Below are 15,652 nucleotides of genomic sequence, written 5' to 3'. Positions count from 1 at the left end.
GAGGTCGCGTGGCGACCTACCTCGTCGCGGGCTGCTGTCAGTGGCCTGCGCGACACTGGAAGCATGTGCCGCAGCATCAAGACCCTTCGGCCCCCGGTCCTCCCCGACGAGGCCACCGAGGACGACATTCGCGCCGCCGCCCTGCAGTACGTCCGCAAGGTGTCCGGGTTCCACAGACCCGCCGCGCACAACCGCGAGGTGTTCGATCAGGCCGTCGACGAGATCGCCGACGCGACCGCCCGGCTCCTCGACGGGCTCGAAGTGCGCGGGCTCAGGAAGCCGGAGCCGGTGCGGGAGCCTCAGCCGGACGCCGTATGACGTAGGCCGCCAGCGCCCCCGCCAGGAACAGGGCGAGGACGGACACGCCCACGCCCACCCAGGTCGCGCCCAGCCACAGCCCGCCGAACCAGCCGAGGGCCACGCTGTAGCTCGCCCAGGCCACCCCCGCGAGGGCCGACCAGGGCAGGAAGTCCACGATCCGGCGCTTCGCCGCGCCCGCGCCCAGGGAGACCACCGAGCGGCCCGCCGGGGCGAACCGGGCGATCACCACCAGCAGGCCGCCGCCGCGCGCGAGGGCGGTGCCGAGACGTTCCTGCGCGCGCGTCAGCCGGCGGGAGCGGGAGATCGCCCGGTCGAGCCGGGCCCCGCCGCGCCACGCCAGCCGGTACGCGACGAAGTCGCCGAGCACCGAGGCCGTGGCCGCGACGAGGAGGAGCGGGACGACGGACGGTACGTCCGGGGAGGCCGCGGTGGCGGTGGCCGCAGCCGTCGCGGCCGTGATCACCAGGACCCCGCTCGGCAGCACCGGCAGGAAGACGTCGAGCAGTACCGACGTGGCCACCGCCGCGTAGATCCAAGGGCCCGCGGTGAGCGACCGCAGTGACCCGATGCTGTCGAGCACGTTCACAGCGCAGAAGCGTACGCGGCGGTGGGTGTTGGATTCAGGCAGGGGGCCGGAATCCGCTCATGTACGGATGACGTCCGTGCTCGCGGCTACGCCGTGACCGCCGCTACGCCGTGACCGGCTCCTGCCGACGCTCCTCGCGGGCGGCGCCGCCGAAGACCCGGTCGAGCGAGAGCGCGCCCGGCCCGGTGAAGACGAGCAGCAGGAACGCCCAGCAGAAGAGCGCCGAGCCCTCGCCGCTGTTCTCCAGCGGGAAGAGCCCCTCGGGCTGGTGCACCGAGAAGTACGCGTACGCCATCGAGCCGGAGGCGAGGAAGGCTGCGGAACGGGTTCCCAGGCCGACGAGCACCAGGACGCCCGCGACCAGCTGGATCACGGCCGCGTACCAGCCCGGCCAAGCGCCGGCCGTGGCCGTGGGGCCGTCGCCGAGGACGCCGAAGAGCGTGGCGGCGCCGTGGCAGGCGAAGAGCAGGCCTATGACGATGCGGAACCCGGCGAGCGCGTACGGCTGGGCCTGATTCAGTCGGTTGCTCAGGGGGTGGGGATGGGGACTCATGGGGGGACTCCTTCGGTCGAGTCGGTCCCGAGGGGTCGGGACGCGGGGGGACGGAACCGATGAGGTCGACAGGTTAGGCATGCCTGAGTAGTACTTGCAACTTCAACATTCAGTCATGTCGGATCTGTGGTCAGGGTCACGCCCGCGGAGCGCCCCCGCCTCGCCCCCCTCGCTCAACTTCCGCTGAGGCTCCGCTCGTCGACCTTCTCCAGCCGCCCGTTCCCCCGCGCCTGGGTGAGCGTCAGCCGGGCCGAACGGGCGCGCAGGGTCAGCGTCATGAGCTGGTTGCCGAACCACGGGCCCCCCGTCCGCCGCCAGCCGATCAGCGGGCGGCCCGCCCGGCCGTGGCGGGCCAGCGCGCGGCCCAGGGCGCGGCCCGCGCGGCTCCAGCCGAAGCGGAAGCCCAGGCGTACCGAGCGCGGGATCGCGTTGTGCAGGGGCGAGCAGGTCAGTTGCACCACCCGTGCCTGGGGCGGCGCTTCGACAGCCCGCTCCGTCCAGTCGGGTTCCGCCACGTACGCGTGGTGCACGTCCCCGGACAGTACGCACACCGTCGCCGGCGCATCCGGGCCGCTGCCCGCCTCCGCGAGCAGCCGGGTCAGGGCCTCGAACGACGACGGGAACGCCGCCCAGTGCTCCAGGTCCGCCCGCTGCCGCAGATCCTCCGCGAACCGCGCCCAGCGGCCCCCGGGGCCGCCGCGCTCGCCCCGGCACAGGGCCGCGTTCCAGGCTTCCGCGTCGTGGATCAGGGGCGGCATCAGCCAGGGCAGCGAGGTGCCGACGAGGAGATGGTCGTACGAGCCCCGGTCCACGAGCGCCTGTTCGCGCACCCAGGCCGCCTCCGCCGGGTCCAGCATCGCCCGCGCGCCCTCCGTCAGGAGCCGGGCCGCCCGGGTGTCGATCATCAGCAGCCGGGTCCGCCCGAGGTCCCTGCGGTAACTCCAGCGCACGCACGCCGGATCGGCGTCCGCCTCCGCCGCGAACCGCCGCAGCCGGTCCGTGCCGTCCGGTACGGACCGGATCTCCGCGTACAGCGGGTCGGCGTCGAGCTCGGCGGGGGAGAGGTTGCCCAGGTGCTGGTACACCCAGTACGACATCAGCCCGCTCAGCACCCGCTCGCCCCACCAGTGGGTGCCCCGCATCCGCGCGAGCCAGGCGGCGCTGGTGTTCCAGTCGTCGATGACGTCGTGGTCGTCGAAGATCATGCAGCTGGGGACGGTGGAGAGCAGCCAGCGCACCTCGGGGTCGCCCCAGGACTCGTCGTAGAGCCGGGTGTACTCCTCGTACTCCCCGACCTCCGGACCCGGCGGGTCGCGCAGGTCCCGGCGGGCGGCGAGCCAGCGGCGGGTGTCGGCCGAGGTCTCGTCCGCGTACACCTGGTCGCCCAGCAGCACCAGCAGGTCCGGGCGTTCGGCCGCCGCGGGGTCGGCCGCGAGGTGCGTCGCGAGGGTGTCGAGGGCGTCCGGGCCGACCGGGTCCCTGCCCTTGGCGGGCTTCGCCGCCCAGCGGCACGAGCCGAACGCCACCTTGACGTCGCCGTCAGCCCCCGCGGGGGAGGCGGGGAGGGAGGGGAAGGGGGTGCGGATGGTGCTCGGCGGGAAGCGGGAGTCCGGCGGGGGCCAGACCGTGCGGCCGTCGAGCCGTACCTCGTACTCCGTCGTCGTGCCCGGAGTCAGACCCGTCACCGGTATCAGGGCGTAGTGGTGGCCCGCTATCTGGAAGGTGCGGGTGGAGCCGCCGGCACCGGGAGATCCGGAGGAGCCGTCGGCCCCGGAGGATTCGGAGGAGCCGTCGGCCCCGGTGGAGCCGGAGGTGCCGCGCACCTCCGCCGTGCACGGGCGGTCCGTCTCGACCCAGATCGTCGCGGAGTCGCCCGTGACCCCGTCGACGTACCGCAGCAGTGGTCCGAGCCTCAGTCCGGCCGCCATCGTTCGTTCCATCCCCCTCTGTCGTTCCAGCCCGTACCGTACGGAACGACAGAGGGGTGGCGGAAGCGATCTCGGCTGCCGTCTCGGCCGGCCGACTCAGCTGCCGACTCAGCAGCCGTTCAGGACCGACTGGAGGGCGCTCTTCTCGGCGGAGTCGACGCTTAGGCCCCAGTAGTACTTCGTGTGCACCCATGCGCGGACGTACGTGCAGAGGTACGAGGTGCGCGACGGCAGCCACTCGGCGGGGTCCTGGTCGCCCTTGGACTGGTTGACGTTGTCCGTGACGGCGATGAGCTGCGGGCGCGTCAGGTCGTTCGCGAACTGCTGGCGCTTGGCGGTGGTCCAGGAGCTCGCGCCCGAGCGCCACGCCTCGGCGAGCGGCACCATGTGGTCGATGTCGAGGTCGGAGGCGACCGTCCAGGTCGCGCCGTCGTACTCGGAGAACCAACTGCCGCTGACGGCCGCGCAGCTGGAGTCCTGGACGACGCCCGAGCCGTCGCGCTTGAGGACGACCTCGCGGGTGTTGCAGGCCCCGGACTGGGTGATCCAGTGCGGGAAGAGATCCCGGCTGTAGCCCGAGGAGGAACCTTCCGCCTTGACCGTGAGCGAGGCGAGGTACGTACGGGCCGTGGCCGCGCTGACGGGCGTCGGCATGGCCGCCTGGGCCGTCGGCGCGGTGGCGAGGAGGCCGGTGACGGAGAGGGCGGCGGTGGCGGCCAGGACGGTCGCGCGGCGGGCTATTCGGCGGGCCGTTCCACGCGCGTAGAAGTTGATCGTGGGGGTGCTGGATGCGCTTGCGGCGGGCATGTGGACTCCCTGGGAGGTGGGGGGCGGCTCGGGCTGGTGTGTGGGGATGCAGGGGGCGTGGGGGTGTGCCGGTTCCTGGGTGGTGCTGTGGCGGTGCTCGGCCCTGCTCGGGCCGTGCTGCTGTCCGGGTGCCTGTGCGGGCGGGTGCCCGGCGCCCGGTCATCGTGGCGGCGCCAGGTTTCGGTGGGGGGTGCGCCAGGTAACAGAGTGGCGACATGGGCACGTCACATCAAGGGGTGTGACGGAACGACAGTTCCGTTTCCTGGCCCTAGGGTTGGCGTGTGCTTCTGGAAGTGAACGTCACCTTTGCGGTGGTTCTCGCCGTTCTGCTGCTGGTGGCCGCGGGCGTCGTCGCGTTCGCTCAGCTCGGCCGCGCCCGCGACTCCCTGGTCGCGGGCGGGCGCGCGGCCGTCCAACTGATCGCCGTGTCGCTCGTGATCGGCTGGGTCATGCGGTATCTGCCGCTGCTGCTCGGCTTCCTGGTGGTGATGTACGGGGTCGCCGTCTGGACCGCCGGACGGCGCGTCGTCCCCGGCGCGGGGCGCGGCCGCTGGTGGGCCGCGGTGCCGATCGCGGCGGGCGTCGGGCCGGTCGTCGGGGTGCTTCTGCTCACCGGGCTCGTACCGGTACGGGGCGTGGCGCTCATTCCGGTCACCGGCATCCTCATCGGCGGTGCGCTGACCGCGACCGTCCTGGGCGGGCGGCGGGCGCTGGACGAGCTGGAGACGCGGTGGGGCGAGGTGGAGGCGGGGCTCGCGCTCGGGCTGCCGGAGCGGGAGGCGCGCCTGGAGGTGGCGCGGAGGGCCGCGTCGGACGCGCTGCTGCCGGGGCTCGACCAGACGCGGACGGTCGGTCTCGTGACGCTGCCGGGCGCGTTCGTGGGCATGCTTCTGGGCGGCGCCTCGCCGTGGGAGGCGGGCGCCGTGCAACTCTTCGTGCTGGTGGCGCTGATGGTGGTGCAGGCCGTGGCGGTCGCGGCGGTGCTGGAGCTGGTCGCCCGGGGGGCCTTCGTGCGCGAGCGCGGGCGGGAGGGCGGTGCGGGGGTGGGTGGCCGGTGAGGGTGGGCCTCAGGGGTTGGGCCTCAGCGGGTGGGCCTCAGGGGTTGGGCCTCAGAGGGTGGGCCTCTGGGGTCTACTCCGCGAACGTCAGGCGGATGCCGTCCTCCGTGGCCTCGACCGTGATCTCCGTGAGGTCCATAACGTGGACGTCCGGGGCGAAGGCCGCCGCCCTCGGGCCCACGCCGACGACGCGCATGCCCGCCGCGCGGCCGGCCTGGATGCCGGCCTCGGAGTCCTCGAAGACCACGCAGTCCGCCGGGTCGAAGCCCAGTTCCGCCGCGCCCTTGAGGAAGCCCTCGGGGTCCGGCTTGCTCGCGCCGACGTGCTCCGCGGTCACCCGGGTCCCCGGCATCCGCAGCCCCGCCGCGCCCATCCGGGCCTGGGCGAGGGCCTCGTTCGCCGAGGTCACGAGGGCGTGCGGGAGGTCGACGAGGGCGGCCATGAAGGCCGGGGCGCCCGGTACGGGCGCCACGCCGTCGAGGTCCGCGGTCTCCTCCGCGAGCATCACCCGGTTGTCCGCGTAGTTCTGCTCCACGGGGCGGTCCGGCAGGAGGACGGCCATCGTCGCGTACCCCTGGCGGCCGTGGACGACCTTGAGCGCCTCCTCCGGGTCGAGCCCGTGGCGCTCCGCCCAGCGCCGCCAGCAGCGCTCGACGACGGCGTCCGAGTTGACGAGGGTGCCGTCCATGTCGAGGAGGAGGGCGTGGGTCGTGAGCGCGAGCATCAGGGTTCTCCAGAGGGGTGGGAGGAGAGCAGAGCGGTCCCGCCCACCGGTCAGGGGGTGCGGGCGGGACCACTTTGTTCCTCGACGATACAAAACGAGGGGCCCTCTCCGCCAATCCGTCCCGCATCGCGGACCTCAGCCGGCCTCGGTCGGACGGCATCCGGACCTCAGTCGGACCTCGGTCGTACCTCGATCGGGCCTCGGGTCGGCCTCAGCCCGTGGTCTGCGCCTCCAGCGCGCGGCGCGTTTCCGGGCCGTACACGCCCTCCTCGTCCTCCTCGATGTACTGGTACGACTGGAACCACTCCACCGCCCGCCGCACCCGCCCGGAGTACGTGCCGTCGATGCTGCCGTCGTACGCGTACACCTGCTTGAGCCGCCGCTGCAGCTCCTCGACCTCGGCTCCCGTGTCCCCGTAGCGCAGGGTCGGGCCCGGTGTGGCCTCGGTGGGGGTACGGGTCGGGGTGGGCGTCGTCGTCGTCCGGGTGGCCGAGGGCGTCGGACGTCCGGTCGGCGTGGTGGCCGTACCCGTGCCCGTAGGGGTGGCTTCCGGTGGCCGCGTGGAGGCGGTCGGCGAGGCGGAGGGGGACGCCGAGCGCGAGGCGGAGGCCTTGGGGGACGGCGGGGGTGACGACGACGGGGAGGACGGGGCCTCCGACACGACGACGTTCTCCGACGCGCTCGCCGTGGGCGTGGGCACGGCCGCCCGGTCGTCCGTCCCGCCGTCGCCGAGCAGCCCCGTCGCGATCGCCGCCGTGGCGACCACGGCGACCGCGACCGCCGCCGCCAGCGCCACGAGGGCGCCGCGCCGCCGCGTGACGGGGCGCTCGGGCTCGTACGCCTCCGCGCCGTAGGGATCGGCGTCGTACGGGTCCGACCCGTACGGCTCCGTGCCGTACGGCTCCTCCTGAACCGGTTCCGGAGCATCCGCGATCCCCGGCAGAAGCAGCGGCATCGTCTCCGCCGCGTCCTGCCTGGCCGTCGGCGTCGGCGGAGGCACTGGCACCGGCACCGGCGGTTCACCAGGCTCGGCCGCAGGAGCCCCACCCTCCCCCGGCTCCTCCAGCGTCACGTACGGACGGATCCGTAGCGGATCGAAGTCCTCCGCCGCCGCGACCTCCGCCTGGTAGCAGGCGCAGCCCGGTCTCTGTCCACCGCATTCAGGACATACGTGTCCGGTCATGGCGGGTCCCCTCCCCAGTTCCCCAGTTCAACTGGCAGCGATTATGCAGCCCGCCCATCCGGGCGAGGCGAACACCCGTACCCCTCCGCAGGCCGTAACCGGACATTCCGCTCAGGATGGAGGCAACGGAGGCAGTGGAGGGAACGGACGCGAGGAGTGCCCATGGCCCAGGACGAACGCACGGCGAATCTCGGCGGTGGCGGCCCGGTGCCAGGGGAGGGCGGGAGCCACCGCTCGGTGATGGTGGCGATCGGGGCCCTGCTGCTCGGCATGCTGCTCGCCGCGCTCGACCAGACCATCGTCTCCACGGCCCTCCCGACGATCGTCAGCGAGCTCGGTGGCATGGAGCACCTCTCCTGGGTGGTCACGGCCTACATGCTCGCGTCGACCGCCGCGACCCCGCTCTGGGGCAAGCTCGGTGACCAGTACGGCCGCAAGAAGCTCTTCCAGGCCGCCATCGTCATCTTCCTCGTCGGCTCCGCCCTCTGCGGCATCGCGCAGAACATGCCGCAGCTCATCGCCTTCCGCGCCGTCCAGGGCCTCGGCGGCGGCGGGCTCATGGTGCTGTCCATGGCGATCGTCGGCGACCTCGTCTCGCCCCGGGAGCGCGGAAAGTACCAGGGGCTCTTCGGTGCCGTCTTCGGCGCCACGAGCGTCCTCGGGCCGCTGCTCGGAGGGCTGTTCACCGAGCACCTCTCCTGGCGCTGGGTCTTCTACATCAACCTGCCCATCGGCGTCGTCGCCCTCTTCGTGATCGCCGCCGTCCTGCACATCCCGGTGCACAGCACCCGGCACCGCATCGACTACCTCGGTACGTTCCTCATCGCCTCGGTCGCCACCTGCCTGGTCCTCGTGGCATCCCTCGGCGGCACCACCTGGGACTGGGGCTCCCCGCAGATCATCGGGCTCGCGGTCCTCGGAGCCGTACTCCTGGTGTGGTTCGTGTACGTGGAGGGGCGCGCGGCCGAACCCGTGCTGCCGCTGAAGCTCTTCCGGATCCGGACGTTCAGTCTCGTCTCGGTCATCAGCTTCATCGTGGGCTTCGCGATGTTCGGCGCGATGACCTATCTGCCGACCTTCCTCCAGGTCGTCCAGGGCGTCACACCGACCGCGTCCGGCGTGCACATGCTGCCGATGGTCCTCGGCCTGCTCATCACCTCCACCGTCTCCGGCCAGATCGTCTCGCGCACCGGGCGCTGGAAGGTCTTCCCGATCGCCGGCACCGGCATCACGGCCCTCGGGCTCCTGTTGCTCAACGAGCTGACGGAGACCAGCTCCACCTGGGAGATGAGCTTCTACTTCTTCGTCTTCGGCGCCGGACTCGGCCTGGTCATGCAGGTCCTCGTCCTCGTCGTGCAGAACGCCGTCTCGTACCAGGACCTGGGCGTCGCCACCTCCGGCGCGACCTTCTTCCGGTCCATCGGAGCCTCCTTCGGCGTCGCGGTCTTCGGCACGATCTTCACCAACCGGCTCCGCGTCAAACTCGACGACGCCCTCGCCGGTCAGACGCTCCCACCGGGTACCGGACCCGAGCAGATCGCCGCCGACCCGCGCGCCATCGACGCCCTCCCGCCCGACCTCCAGCAGTCCGTCGTGCACGCGTACTCGACGTCCATCACCGACGTCTTCCTCTACGCGGCACCGGTCGTCCTCATCGCCTTCGTCGTCGCCTGGTTCCTCAAGGAGGACAAGCTGCGCGGCTCCGTCACCGCGCCCGACACCAGCCAGACCCTGGCCTCCAACCCCGTGGAGCGCTCCTCGTACGACGAGTGCGCGCGGGCCCTGTCCGTGCTCGGCTCCCGCGAGGGCCGCAAGGAGATCTACGAGAAGATCACCGCGAAGGCGGGGCTCGATCTGCTGCCCGCCGCGAGCTGGCTGTTGCTGCGGATCCGCCGCCACGGGACCGTGGAACCGGCCCTGCTCGCCGAGACCACGCCCGTACCGCTGCGGGCCATCACGGAGGCGGCCCGGCAGGTCGAGGAGCGCCATCTGGCGCGCCGGGAGGGGCTGCAGCTGATCCTGACCGAGGAGGGGCTCGCGACCGCGACCAGGCTGGCGAAGGCGCGCGAGGAGTCGCTCGCCGAACTGCTCGGCGACTGGTGGGCTCCGGACCGGCCCACGGACCTGGTGCAGTTGGTGGAGGAACTGACGGCCGAGCTGAGCGGCTCGGACGCGGAGCGCCCGCACTCACCGGAGCCGCCCCGCGACCACCGTGCGTGAGCCGACCGACCCTTTGGCGCGTGAGCCGTCCGACCGCGCTTTACGGCGTGAGCCGTCCGACCGTCCGACCGACAGCTTGAGCCGTACGGCCCCGCTCTACAGCTCCTTGCCGTACCAGACGTCCATGTACGGGCCCTCGCAGTACGCCGGGATCTCCCCGTACCCGTGGCGCGTGTACAGGGCGCGCGCCTCGACGAGATCCAGGCGCGTGTTGAGGACCATCCGCCGCGCGCCCAGGTCACGGGCCGCGTCCTCAAGGCGGCCCAGCAGGGGCCCGGCGCCGCCCGTGCCCCGGAACGCGTGGCGCAGGAACACCCGGGTCAGTTCGGCGCGTTCGGCGTCGAGGAGCAGTACGCCACCGCACGCCGCCGGCTTGTCCTCGTACCGGCCGACCAGGAACCGGCCCGTCGGCGGGGTCAGCAGCTCGACCCCGTCGCCCGCCAGGCCCTCGTCGACCTCTGCCTCGGTGGCCGGCCGCTGCCAGTAGCGGCTCGCCACGTCGTCGTAGTAGTCGCGGCGCAGGGCCGTCGCTTCGGGGGTGTGGACGTCCTCGGGCGAGAACGACCAGCCGGTCACTTCGGGGAGGCCTGCTGGACGACCTCGAACGACCAGAGCGTCGACCCCGAGGCGGCGGGCTTGGGTCGCTCCCCACCCGAAGCCTCGGCGCCGCCGCCGTGCGCGGCCTTCATCGAACCGTTCATCCAGTTCTGGAAGTCCTCCTCGCTGCGCCAGCGGGTGTACACCAGGTACTGGTCGGTCCCCTCCACGGGCCGCAGCAGCTCGAACCACTCGAAGCCGTCGGAGCCCTCCACAGCGCCCGCGCGGGAGGCGAACCGCTGCTCGAGAACCTCGCGCTGCTCGGCCGGGACGGTCAGGACATTGATCTTGACGATGCTCATGAGTGCAGTCTCCTACATCCGTCGGTCAAGACGGCGTGAGGGCGACGCCGATGCCCGGCATCGGCGCCGCCCTCACGCGTGGAGTGCTCGGTTACCGGCCACCGCCCGAGTGGTCGATCACGTTGCCGTTGGAGCAGTTGTTCGCGTGGTTCCCGGTCCAGTCGCTGAGCGCGGGCACCACGGCCAGTTCCTGGATGCACACGTCCGCGGCGGTGAAGTTCCAGTTGTTGGCCGCGTTGACGCCGCTCCCGAAGTTGGAGTCGTTGTCGGCGTGCGCGGGCGTGACGAGTGCGGCGCTGACCAGGGCGAGCGCGGCGAGGGAGATGATCTTCTTCATGATCGGAGCAACGAGGGATGCGGGCGGAGGGAACGGCCCCTTCACCCTTACGCCACGAGCCACGCCACGGCTTACGCCACGACCCGGGCCACCAGGAGTCCGTCGTAGCCCTTCACGCCGACCGTCTGGAACGCGGTCGCGTCCAGGCGGGGTTCGCGGGAGATCAGTTCGAACATCGCGCGGGTGCCGGTGATCGCCGGTTCCGTCGACTCCGCGTCGGCGACCGCGCCGCCGCGTCCGACGTTGTCGACGACGATCACCGTGCCGGGGCGGGAGAGGCGCAGGGCCCACTCCACGTAGTGCGGGTTGTTCACCTTGTCCGCGTCGATGAAGACGAAGTCGAACGGGCCCGCGCCCTCCGCCTCCAACTGGGGCAGGCTGTCCAGGGCCGCGCCCGTCCGGACCTCGACGATCTTGTCGAGTCCTGCCCGGGCGATGTTGGCGCGGGCCACGTCCGCGTGGGCCGGGTTGTACTCGAGGGAGACCATCCGGCCCCCGTCGGCCGGCAGCGCCCGGGCCATCCAGATCGTGCTGTAGCCGCCGAGCGTGCCGATCTCCAGGACCGAGCGCGCGCCCGCCATGGCGACGAGCAGGTTGAGGAGCTTGCCCTGGTTGGGGGCGACGGCGATCTCCGGGAGTCCGGCGGCCGTCGAGTCGGCGAGTGTGGCGGCGAGCGCGTCGTCGGTCGGGGCGAGCAGCTCGGTGAAGTAGCGGTCCACCGTGGTCCATTGATCCTGAGTCATACCGCCGAACGTACCGCAGCCCGCGTACGGGTACGGCGGACCGCCACGACCGCGCCGACCGTCCCCGCTGCCGCGAGCAGGACGCCCGAGACCGTCAGGATCCAGACCGGGATGCCGTCGCCGACGGTGAGCAGTCGGTCGGTGTAGATCACCTCGCGGTACGGGGTTTCGGCGACCGCCCGGAGTTCGTGGTCGCCGTCGATCCGGGACGGCTCGGGGAACTCCTGGTCGAGGGCGGTCAGGAAGACAGGCCGGCCGCCGGTGAGCGCGGTGAGTGCCTCGTCCTCCGTCCCCTCGATCTCGCCCGCGAACCTCACCTCGGGGCGCGAGCCGCCGATGTCGTCGCGCGGTTCCATGCGGTGGTCGGCGAGGACGTACAGGGCGAGGGACTGCGGGCTCTTCGCCAGCCGGGAGAGCCGCATGGGATAGACGAGTTCGGTGCTGGCGAAGGTGATCCGGAGCGGGGTGAGGTCACCGCCGAGGGTGGGAGCGGGGGCGGTGTTCGTGCCCGAGGTGCCGGGGGTCCCGGACATGCCCGAGGTGCCCGACGTGCCCGTGCTGCCGGCATCGCCGGCCGGCTCCGGGGCGAGGCGTACCGCGACGTACTCCCACTTCCGCTCGACGTACGGCGTGAGTTCGGCGGACAGGCGGTCGGAGAGTTCGAAGCCGTTCTTCTTCAGCCAGCCGCTCAGCGCCTTCGGGTCCGTGGCCGTCAGCCGGGCCACGTCGAAGGGGCCGAGGCGCTCGCGCCCGACGACGCCGACGTCCGGGGCGCCCGGTGCGGGCGCGCCGGCGGACGAGCCGTCCGAGGTGGTGAGGTCGAAGGGCCAGTCGCCGCCGCGCGGCCAGAAGTAGTGCCGGGTCCGGTACTCGGGCCCGGTGAGGTCCTCCAGCGCGTCGAAGAGCTTCGGGTCGCCGAGCGTGACGTCCGCGCGGGCGGGTACGGGCATGATCCAGGCGGCGCGCTCGGCGTCGCCGCGCACGGTGAAGCGCATGACGATCTGCTCCGTACGGCCGTCCCAGCGCACCGCCGAGGTCTCCCGGTCGACGCCGATCCTGTGGTTCCGGTCCGGGACCATCGCCCCGCAACCGCACGCGTACGCCGGTGCGATCAGCGAGCCGAGCTGGAGCCCGAGCAGCGCGATGATCATGGCCAGAATTCTGTGTGTCCTTCGTGTCCCCCGCATGCCGGGTCAGACGTGGCGGGGGAGGACCCGGTTCCGGGCGGGATCGTCGGTGGGGGCGGGCGGCGGGGGCCATGGCGTAGGGGGGAAGGCCCCCGCCTCCCGGGCTGTCGGCGGGCTGTGGTCAGGCGCCTGTGCGGACCTGCAACTCCTTGATCCCGTTGAGCCAGGCCGCGCGCAGCCGCCGCGGTTCGCCCGCGAGCGTCAGGTCGGGCAGCTCGTCCGCGAGCGCGTTGAAGATCAGTTCGATCTCGTTGATCGCGAGCGACTTGCCGAGGCAGAAGTGCGGGCCTCCGCCGCCGAAGCCGAGGTGCGGGTTCGGGTCCCGCGTGATGTCGAAGGCCTCGGGGTTCTCGAAGACCTCGGGGTCGTTGTTGGCGGAGGAGTAGAAGAGCCCGACGCGGTCGCCCCGCCGGATCTTCTGGCCGCCGATCTCGGTGTCCTGCGTGGCCGTCCGCTGGAAGGAGACCACCGGGGTCGCCCAGCGCACGATCTCCTCGGCGGCGGTCGCCGGCCGCTCCCGCTTGTAGAGCTCCCACTGCTCGGGGTTCGTGAGGAAGGCGTGCATGCCGTGGCTGATGGCGTTGCGAGTGGTCTCGTTTCCGGCCACCGCGAGCAGCAGCACGAAGAAGCCGAACTCGTCGGAGGAAAGGTTGCCCTGGCCCTCGGCGGCGACGAGCTGGGTCACGATGTCCTTGGCCGGGCACTCCTTGCGCTCGGCGGCCAGGTTCATCGAGTAGCCGATGAGCTCCATGGCGGCCTCGGCGCCGATCTCCTCCGTGATGGCGTACTCGGGGTCGTCGTACGCGACCATCTTGTTGGACCAGTCGAAGATCCGGGCGCGGTCCTCCTGCGGTACGCCGATGAGTTCGGCGATCGCCTGGAGCGGCAGTTCGACGGCGACCTGGGTGACGAAGTCGAAGGAGCCGTCGGCGGCGGCGTTCCGCTTCGCCTCCTCGACGATCGCGCGGGCGCGGGCGCGCAGGGCCGTCTCCAGGCTCCGGATCGCACGGGGCGTGAAGCCGCGCTGGACGATCTGGCGGACCCGGGTGTGCTCCGGCGGGTCCATGTTGAGCATGATCAGCTTCTGGACCTCGATCTGGTCCTTGGTGATGTGCTCGTTGAAGCGGATGACGGCCGTGTTCTCGGTGGAGGAGAACAACTCGGGGTGCGTGGACACGTACTTGACGTCCGCGTGCCGGGTGACGGCCCAGTACCCCTCGTCGTCGAAGCCGGTGATGCCGCGCGGCTGGGCGCACCACCAGACGGGTGCGGTCTGCCGCAGTTGGGCGAACTCCGGGAAGGGTATGCGGCTCTGGAGCAGATCGGGGTCGGTGGCGTCGAACCCTTCGGGGAGGTGAGGGCAGCGCATCGGCAACACTCCTGACGGTCCATCAGATGGTGACCGCAAGGTAGTAACGGGTTCTACAAGTCGCAAGGGATGCGGCCGGAACTGTTGCCGGAACCGTCGTGGTGGCGGGAGCGGGCGGCCGGTTGAGTGATCGGGGCGCGTGAACCGGGCGCGTGAACCGGGCGTGCGCGGGTGCGGGGGAGTGCGGAGGAGTGCGGAGGAGTGCGTGCGAGCGCGTGGGAGTGCGTGCACAACCCTTGCGTACCGGCGGTAGCAGTCATAAGACTTCACTCAGAACTAGAACGCGTACTAGTTCCCCGTACCGCCCCCGTCGCGGAGTGCCGGGACACCCCGCCCGGGCGAGGAGAGGACGAGCTCATGGCCGCGGAACCCGTCATCGTCGAAGCAGTACGCACCCCCATCGGCAAGCGCGGGGGCGCGCTCGCCAACCTCCATCCCGCCTATCTCCTGGGCGAGACCTACCGTGAACTCCTCGGCCGGACCGGCATCAAGGCCGACTGCGTCGAGCAGATCGTCGGCGGTACGGTCACCCACGCAGGCGAGCAGTCCATGAACCCCGCGCGCAACGCCTGGCTCGCCATGGGGCTGCCGTACGAGACCGCCGCCACCACCGTCGACTGCCAGTGCGGCTCCTCGCAGCAGGCCAGCCACATGGTCGCCAACATGATCGCCTCGGGCGTCATCGACATCGGCATCAGCTGCGGAGTGGAGGCCATGTCGCGGGTCCCGCTGGGCTCCGGTTCCAAGCACGGGCCCGGAAAGCCGTGGCCGGACGAGTGGAACGTCGACCTGCCCAACCAGTTCGAGGCCGCTGAGCGCATCGCCCGGCGCCGCGGCCTGACCCGCGAGCGGGTCGACTCCCTCGGGCTGCTCTCCCAGGAGCGGGCCGCGAACGCCTGGTCCGAGGAGCGGTTCAAGCGCGAGACCTTCGCCGTCCAGGTCCCCACCACCGAGGAGGAGCAGGCCGCAGGGCAGGGCATGTGGCGGCTCGTCGACCGTGACGAGGGGCTGCGCGACACCAGCATGGAGGCGCTCGGCCGGCTCAAGCCGGTCATGCCGACCGCCGTCCACACCGCCGGGAACTCCTCGCAGATCTCCGACGGGGCGTGCGCGCTGATGTGGGCGTCCAGGCGGACGGCCCGCGCGCTCGGCCTCAAGCCCCGGGCGCGGATCGTCGCCCAGGCCCTGGTCGGCTCCGACCCGCACTTCCACCTCGACGGCCCGATCGACGCGACCCGCGCCGTGCTCGGCAAGGCCGGGATGTCGCTCAAGGACATCGACCTGGTCGAGATCAACGAGGCGTTCGCCTCGGTGGTGCTGAGCTGGGCGCAGGAGTTCGAGGGCGACCTGGACGGGCTCGTGAAGGTCAACGTCAACGGCGGCGCGATCGCCCTCGGCCATCCGGTGGGGGCGACCGGGGCGCGGCTGATCACGACGGCGCTGCACGAGCTGGAACGTTCGGACAAGGAGTTCGCGCTGATCACGATGTGCGCGGGTGGGGCGCTGGCGACGGGGACGATCATTCAGCGGCTCTGAGGCCGTCCGGGAAGGCGGAAAGTCTTGGAAACGCGGCAGGCCCCGCTCCTCCGAGGGGAGGGCGGGGCCTTGCGGGTGCTGCGGGCGCTGCGGGTGGTGCTGCTGTGGCTGGGAGTCGGTGGGTGACTCTTAGTACCAGCCGTTGGCCTGCCAGAAGGCCCAGGCGGCGTTGGGGGAGCCGTAGCGCTCGTTCATGTAGTT

16 protein-coding genes and 1 pseudogene are annotated in these 15,652 nt (G+C 71.9%); 4 read left to right on the top strand and 13 right to left on the bottom strand.

The features are described from left to right. The first annotated feature begins 63 nt into the window (after window positions 1-63). Window positions 64-318 carry a DUF2277 domain-containing protein gene (locus ACFWRO_RS23155; RefSeq protein ID WP_384512956.1) on the top strand — a complete coding sequence of 85 codons (255 nt, stop codon included), beginning with the start codon at window positions 64-66 and terminating at the stop codon, window positions 316-318. Here ACFWRO_RS23155 and ACFWRO_RS23150 read toward each other — a convergent pair. The 4 genes from ACFWRO_RS23150 to ACFWRO_RS23135 form a co-directional block, all read right to left on the bottom strand. After that, on the bottom strand, window positions 272-901 hold the full coding sequence (locus tag ACFWRO_RS23150; RefSeq protein ID WP_384513032.1) for a DedA family protein: 630 nt from the start codon (window positions 899-901) through the stop codon (window positions 272-274). The two genes, ACFWRO_RS23155 and ACFWRO_RS23150, sit on opposite strands and share 47 nt — an antisense overlap. A gap of 109 nt (window positions 902-1,010) precedes the next feature. Further along, the gene (locus ACFWRO_RS23145) at window positions 1,011-1,460 is read right to left on the bottom strand and encodes a DoxX family protein (protein WP_384512955.1); all 450 of its coding nucleotides are present in this window, start codon (window positions 1,458-1,460) and stop codon (window positions 1,011-1,013) included. A gap of 173 nt (window positions 1,461-1,633) precedes the next feature. Then, on the bottom strand, window positions 1,634-3,388 hold the full coding sequence (locus ACFWRO_RS23140; RefSeq protein WP_384512954.1) for an alkaline phosphatase D family protein: 1,755 nt from the start codon (window positions 3,386-3,388) through the stop codon (window positions 1,634-1,636). Window positions 3,389-3,496: 108 nt separating this feature from the next. Continuing rightward, window positions 3,497-4,195 (bottom strand): HNH endonuclease family protein, encoded by a 699-nt coding sequence (locus tag ACFWRO_RS23135; RefSeq protein WP_384512953.1) that lies wholly within the window; start codon window positions 4,193-4,195, stop codon window positions 3,497-3,499. Between the two features lie 281 nt (window positions 4,196-4,476). Between ACFWRO_RS23135 and ACFWRO_RS23130 the strand changes: the two genes are divergently transcribed. After that, entirely contained in the window at window positions 4,477-5,253 is a 777-nt protein-coding gene (locus ACFWRO_RS23130; protein WP_384512952.1) for an ABC transporter permease, read from the top strand. A gap of 73 nt (window positions 5,254-5,326) precedes the next feature. Here the strand turns inward: ACFWRO_RS23130 and ACFWRO_RS23125 are convergent, their stop codons facing one another. Both ACFWRO_RS23125 and ACFWRO_RS23120 read right to left on the bottom strand, forming a co-directional pair. Beyond that, window positions 5,327-5,977 carry an HAD-IA family hydrolase gene (locus ACFWRO_RS23125; protein ID WP_384512951.1) on the bottom strand — a complete coding sequence of 217 codons (651 nt, stop codon included), beginning with the start codon at window positions 5,975-5,977 and terminating at the stop codon, window positions 5,327-5,329. A 211-nt stretch (window positions 5,978-6,188) separates the two neighbouring features. Then, window positions 6,189-7,160 (bottom strand): peptidoglycan-binding protein, encoded by a 972-nt coding sequence (locus ACFWRO_RS23120; RefSeq protein WP_384512950.1) that lies wholly within the window; start codon window positions 7,158-7,160, stop codon window positions 6,189-6,191. Window positions 7,161-7,322: 162 nt separating this feature from the next. Here ACFWRO_RS23120 and ACFWRO_RS23115 point away from each other — a divergent pair, with 162 nt between their 5' ends. Further along, window positions 7,323-9,380 (top strand): DHA2 family efflux MFS transporter permease subunit, encoded by a 2,058-nt coding sequence (locus ACFWRO_RS23115; protein ID WP_384512949.1) that lies wholly within the window; start codon window positions 7,323-7,325, stop codon window positions 9,378-9,380. Between the two features lie 96 nt (window positions 9,381-9,476). Here the strand turns inward: ACFWRO_RS23115 and ACFWRO_RS23110 are convergent, their stop codons facing one another. From ACFWRO_RS23110 to ACFWRO_RS23085, 6 genes are all read right to left on the bottom strand, one after another. Further along, entirely contained in the window at window positions 9,477-9,956 is a 480-nt protein-coding gene (locus tag ACFWRO_RS23110) for a GNAT family N-acetyltransferase (RefSeq protein ID WP_384512948.1), read from the bottom strand. Further along, entirely contained in the window at window positions 9,953-10,279 is a 327-nt protein-coding gene (locus ACFWRO_RS23105) for an antibiotic biosynthesis monooxygenase family protein (RefSeq protein ID WP_384512947.1), read from the bottom strand. Before ACFWRO_RS23105 ends, ACFWRO_RS23110 begins: the two co-directional genes overlap by 4 nt. Window positions 10,280-10,370: 91 nt before the next feature. Further along, entirely contained in the window at window positions 10,371-10,616 is a 246-nt protein-coding gene (locus tag ACFWRO_RS23100; protein ID WP_384512946.1) for a hypothetical protein, read from the bottom strand. Between the two features lie 71 nt (window positions 10,617-10,687). Continuing rightward, the gene (locus ACFWRO_RS23095; RefSeq protein WP_384512945.1) at window positions 10,688-11,359 is read right to left on the bottom strand and encodes an O-methyltransferase; all 672 of its coding nucleotides are present in this window, start codon (window positions 11,357-11,359) and stop codon (window positions 10,688-10,690) included. Further along, window positions 11,356-12,510 carry a DUF2330 domain-containing protein gene (locus ACFWRO_RS23090; protein WP_384512944.1) on the bottom strand — a complete coding sequence of 385 codons (1,155 nt, stop codon included), beginning with the start codon at window positions 12,508-12,510 and terminating at the stop codon, window positions 11,356-11,358. The genes ACFWRO_RS23095 and ACFWRO_RS23090 overlap by 4 nt, the downstream gene beginning before the upstream one ends. 157 nt (window positions 12,511-12,667) lie before the next feature. Further along, window positions 12,668-13,915 (bottom strand): cytochrome P450, encoded by a 1,248-nt coding sequence (locus tag ACFWRO_RS23085; RefSeq protein ID WP_384512943.1) that lies wholly within the window; start codon window positions 13,913-13,915, stop codon window positions 12,668-12,670. Window positions 13,916-14,272: 357 nt separating this feature from the next. Here ACFWRO_RS23085 and ACFWRO_RS23080 point away from each other — a divergent pair, with 357 nt between their 5' ends. Further along, a complete protein-coding gene (locus tag ACFWRO_RS23080) occupies window positions 14,273-15,451 on the top strand; it encodes a steroid 3-ketoacyl-CoA thiolase (protein ID WP_384512942.1) in 1,179 nt (392 codons plus the stop codon). Between the two features lie 129 nt (window positions 15,452-15,580). Here the strand turns inward: ACFWRO_RS23080 and ACFWRO_RS23075 are convergent. Beyond that, window positions 15,581-15,652 (bottom strand): annotated as a pseudogene (locus ACFWRO_RS23075) (lytic transglycosylase domain-containing protein); the annotation flags it as partial.

This window comes from Streptomyces sp. NPDC058579 (assembly GCF_042718575.1).
Taxonomy (GTDB): Bacteria; Actinomycetota; Actinomycetes; order Streptomycetales; family Streptomycetaceae; genus Streptomyces.
Note: the sequence above shows the minus strand (reverse complement) of the source record. Positions and strands in the feature narration are given on the sequence as shown.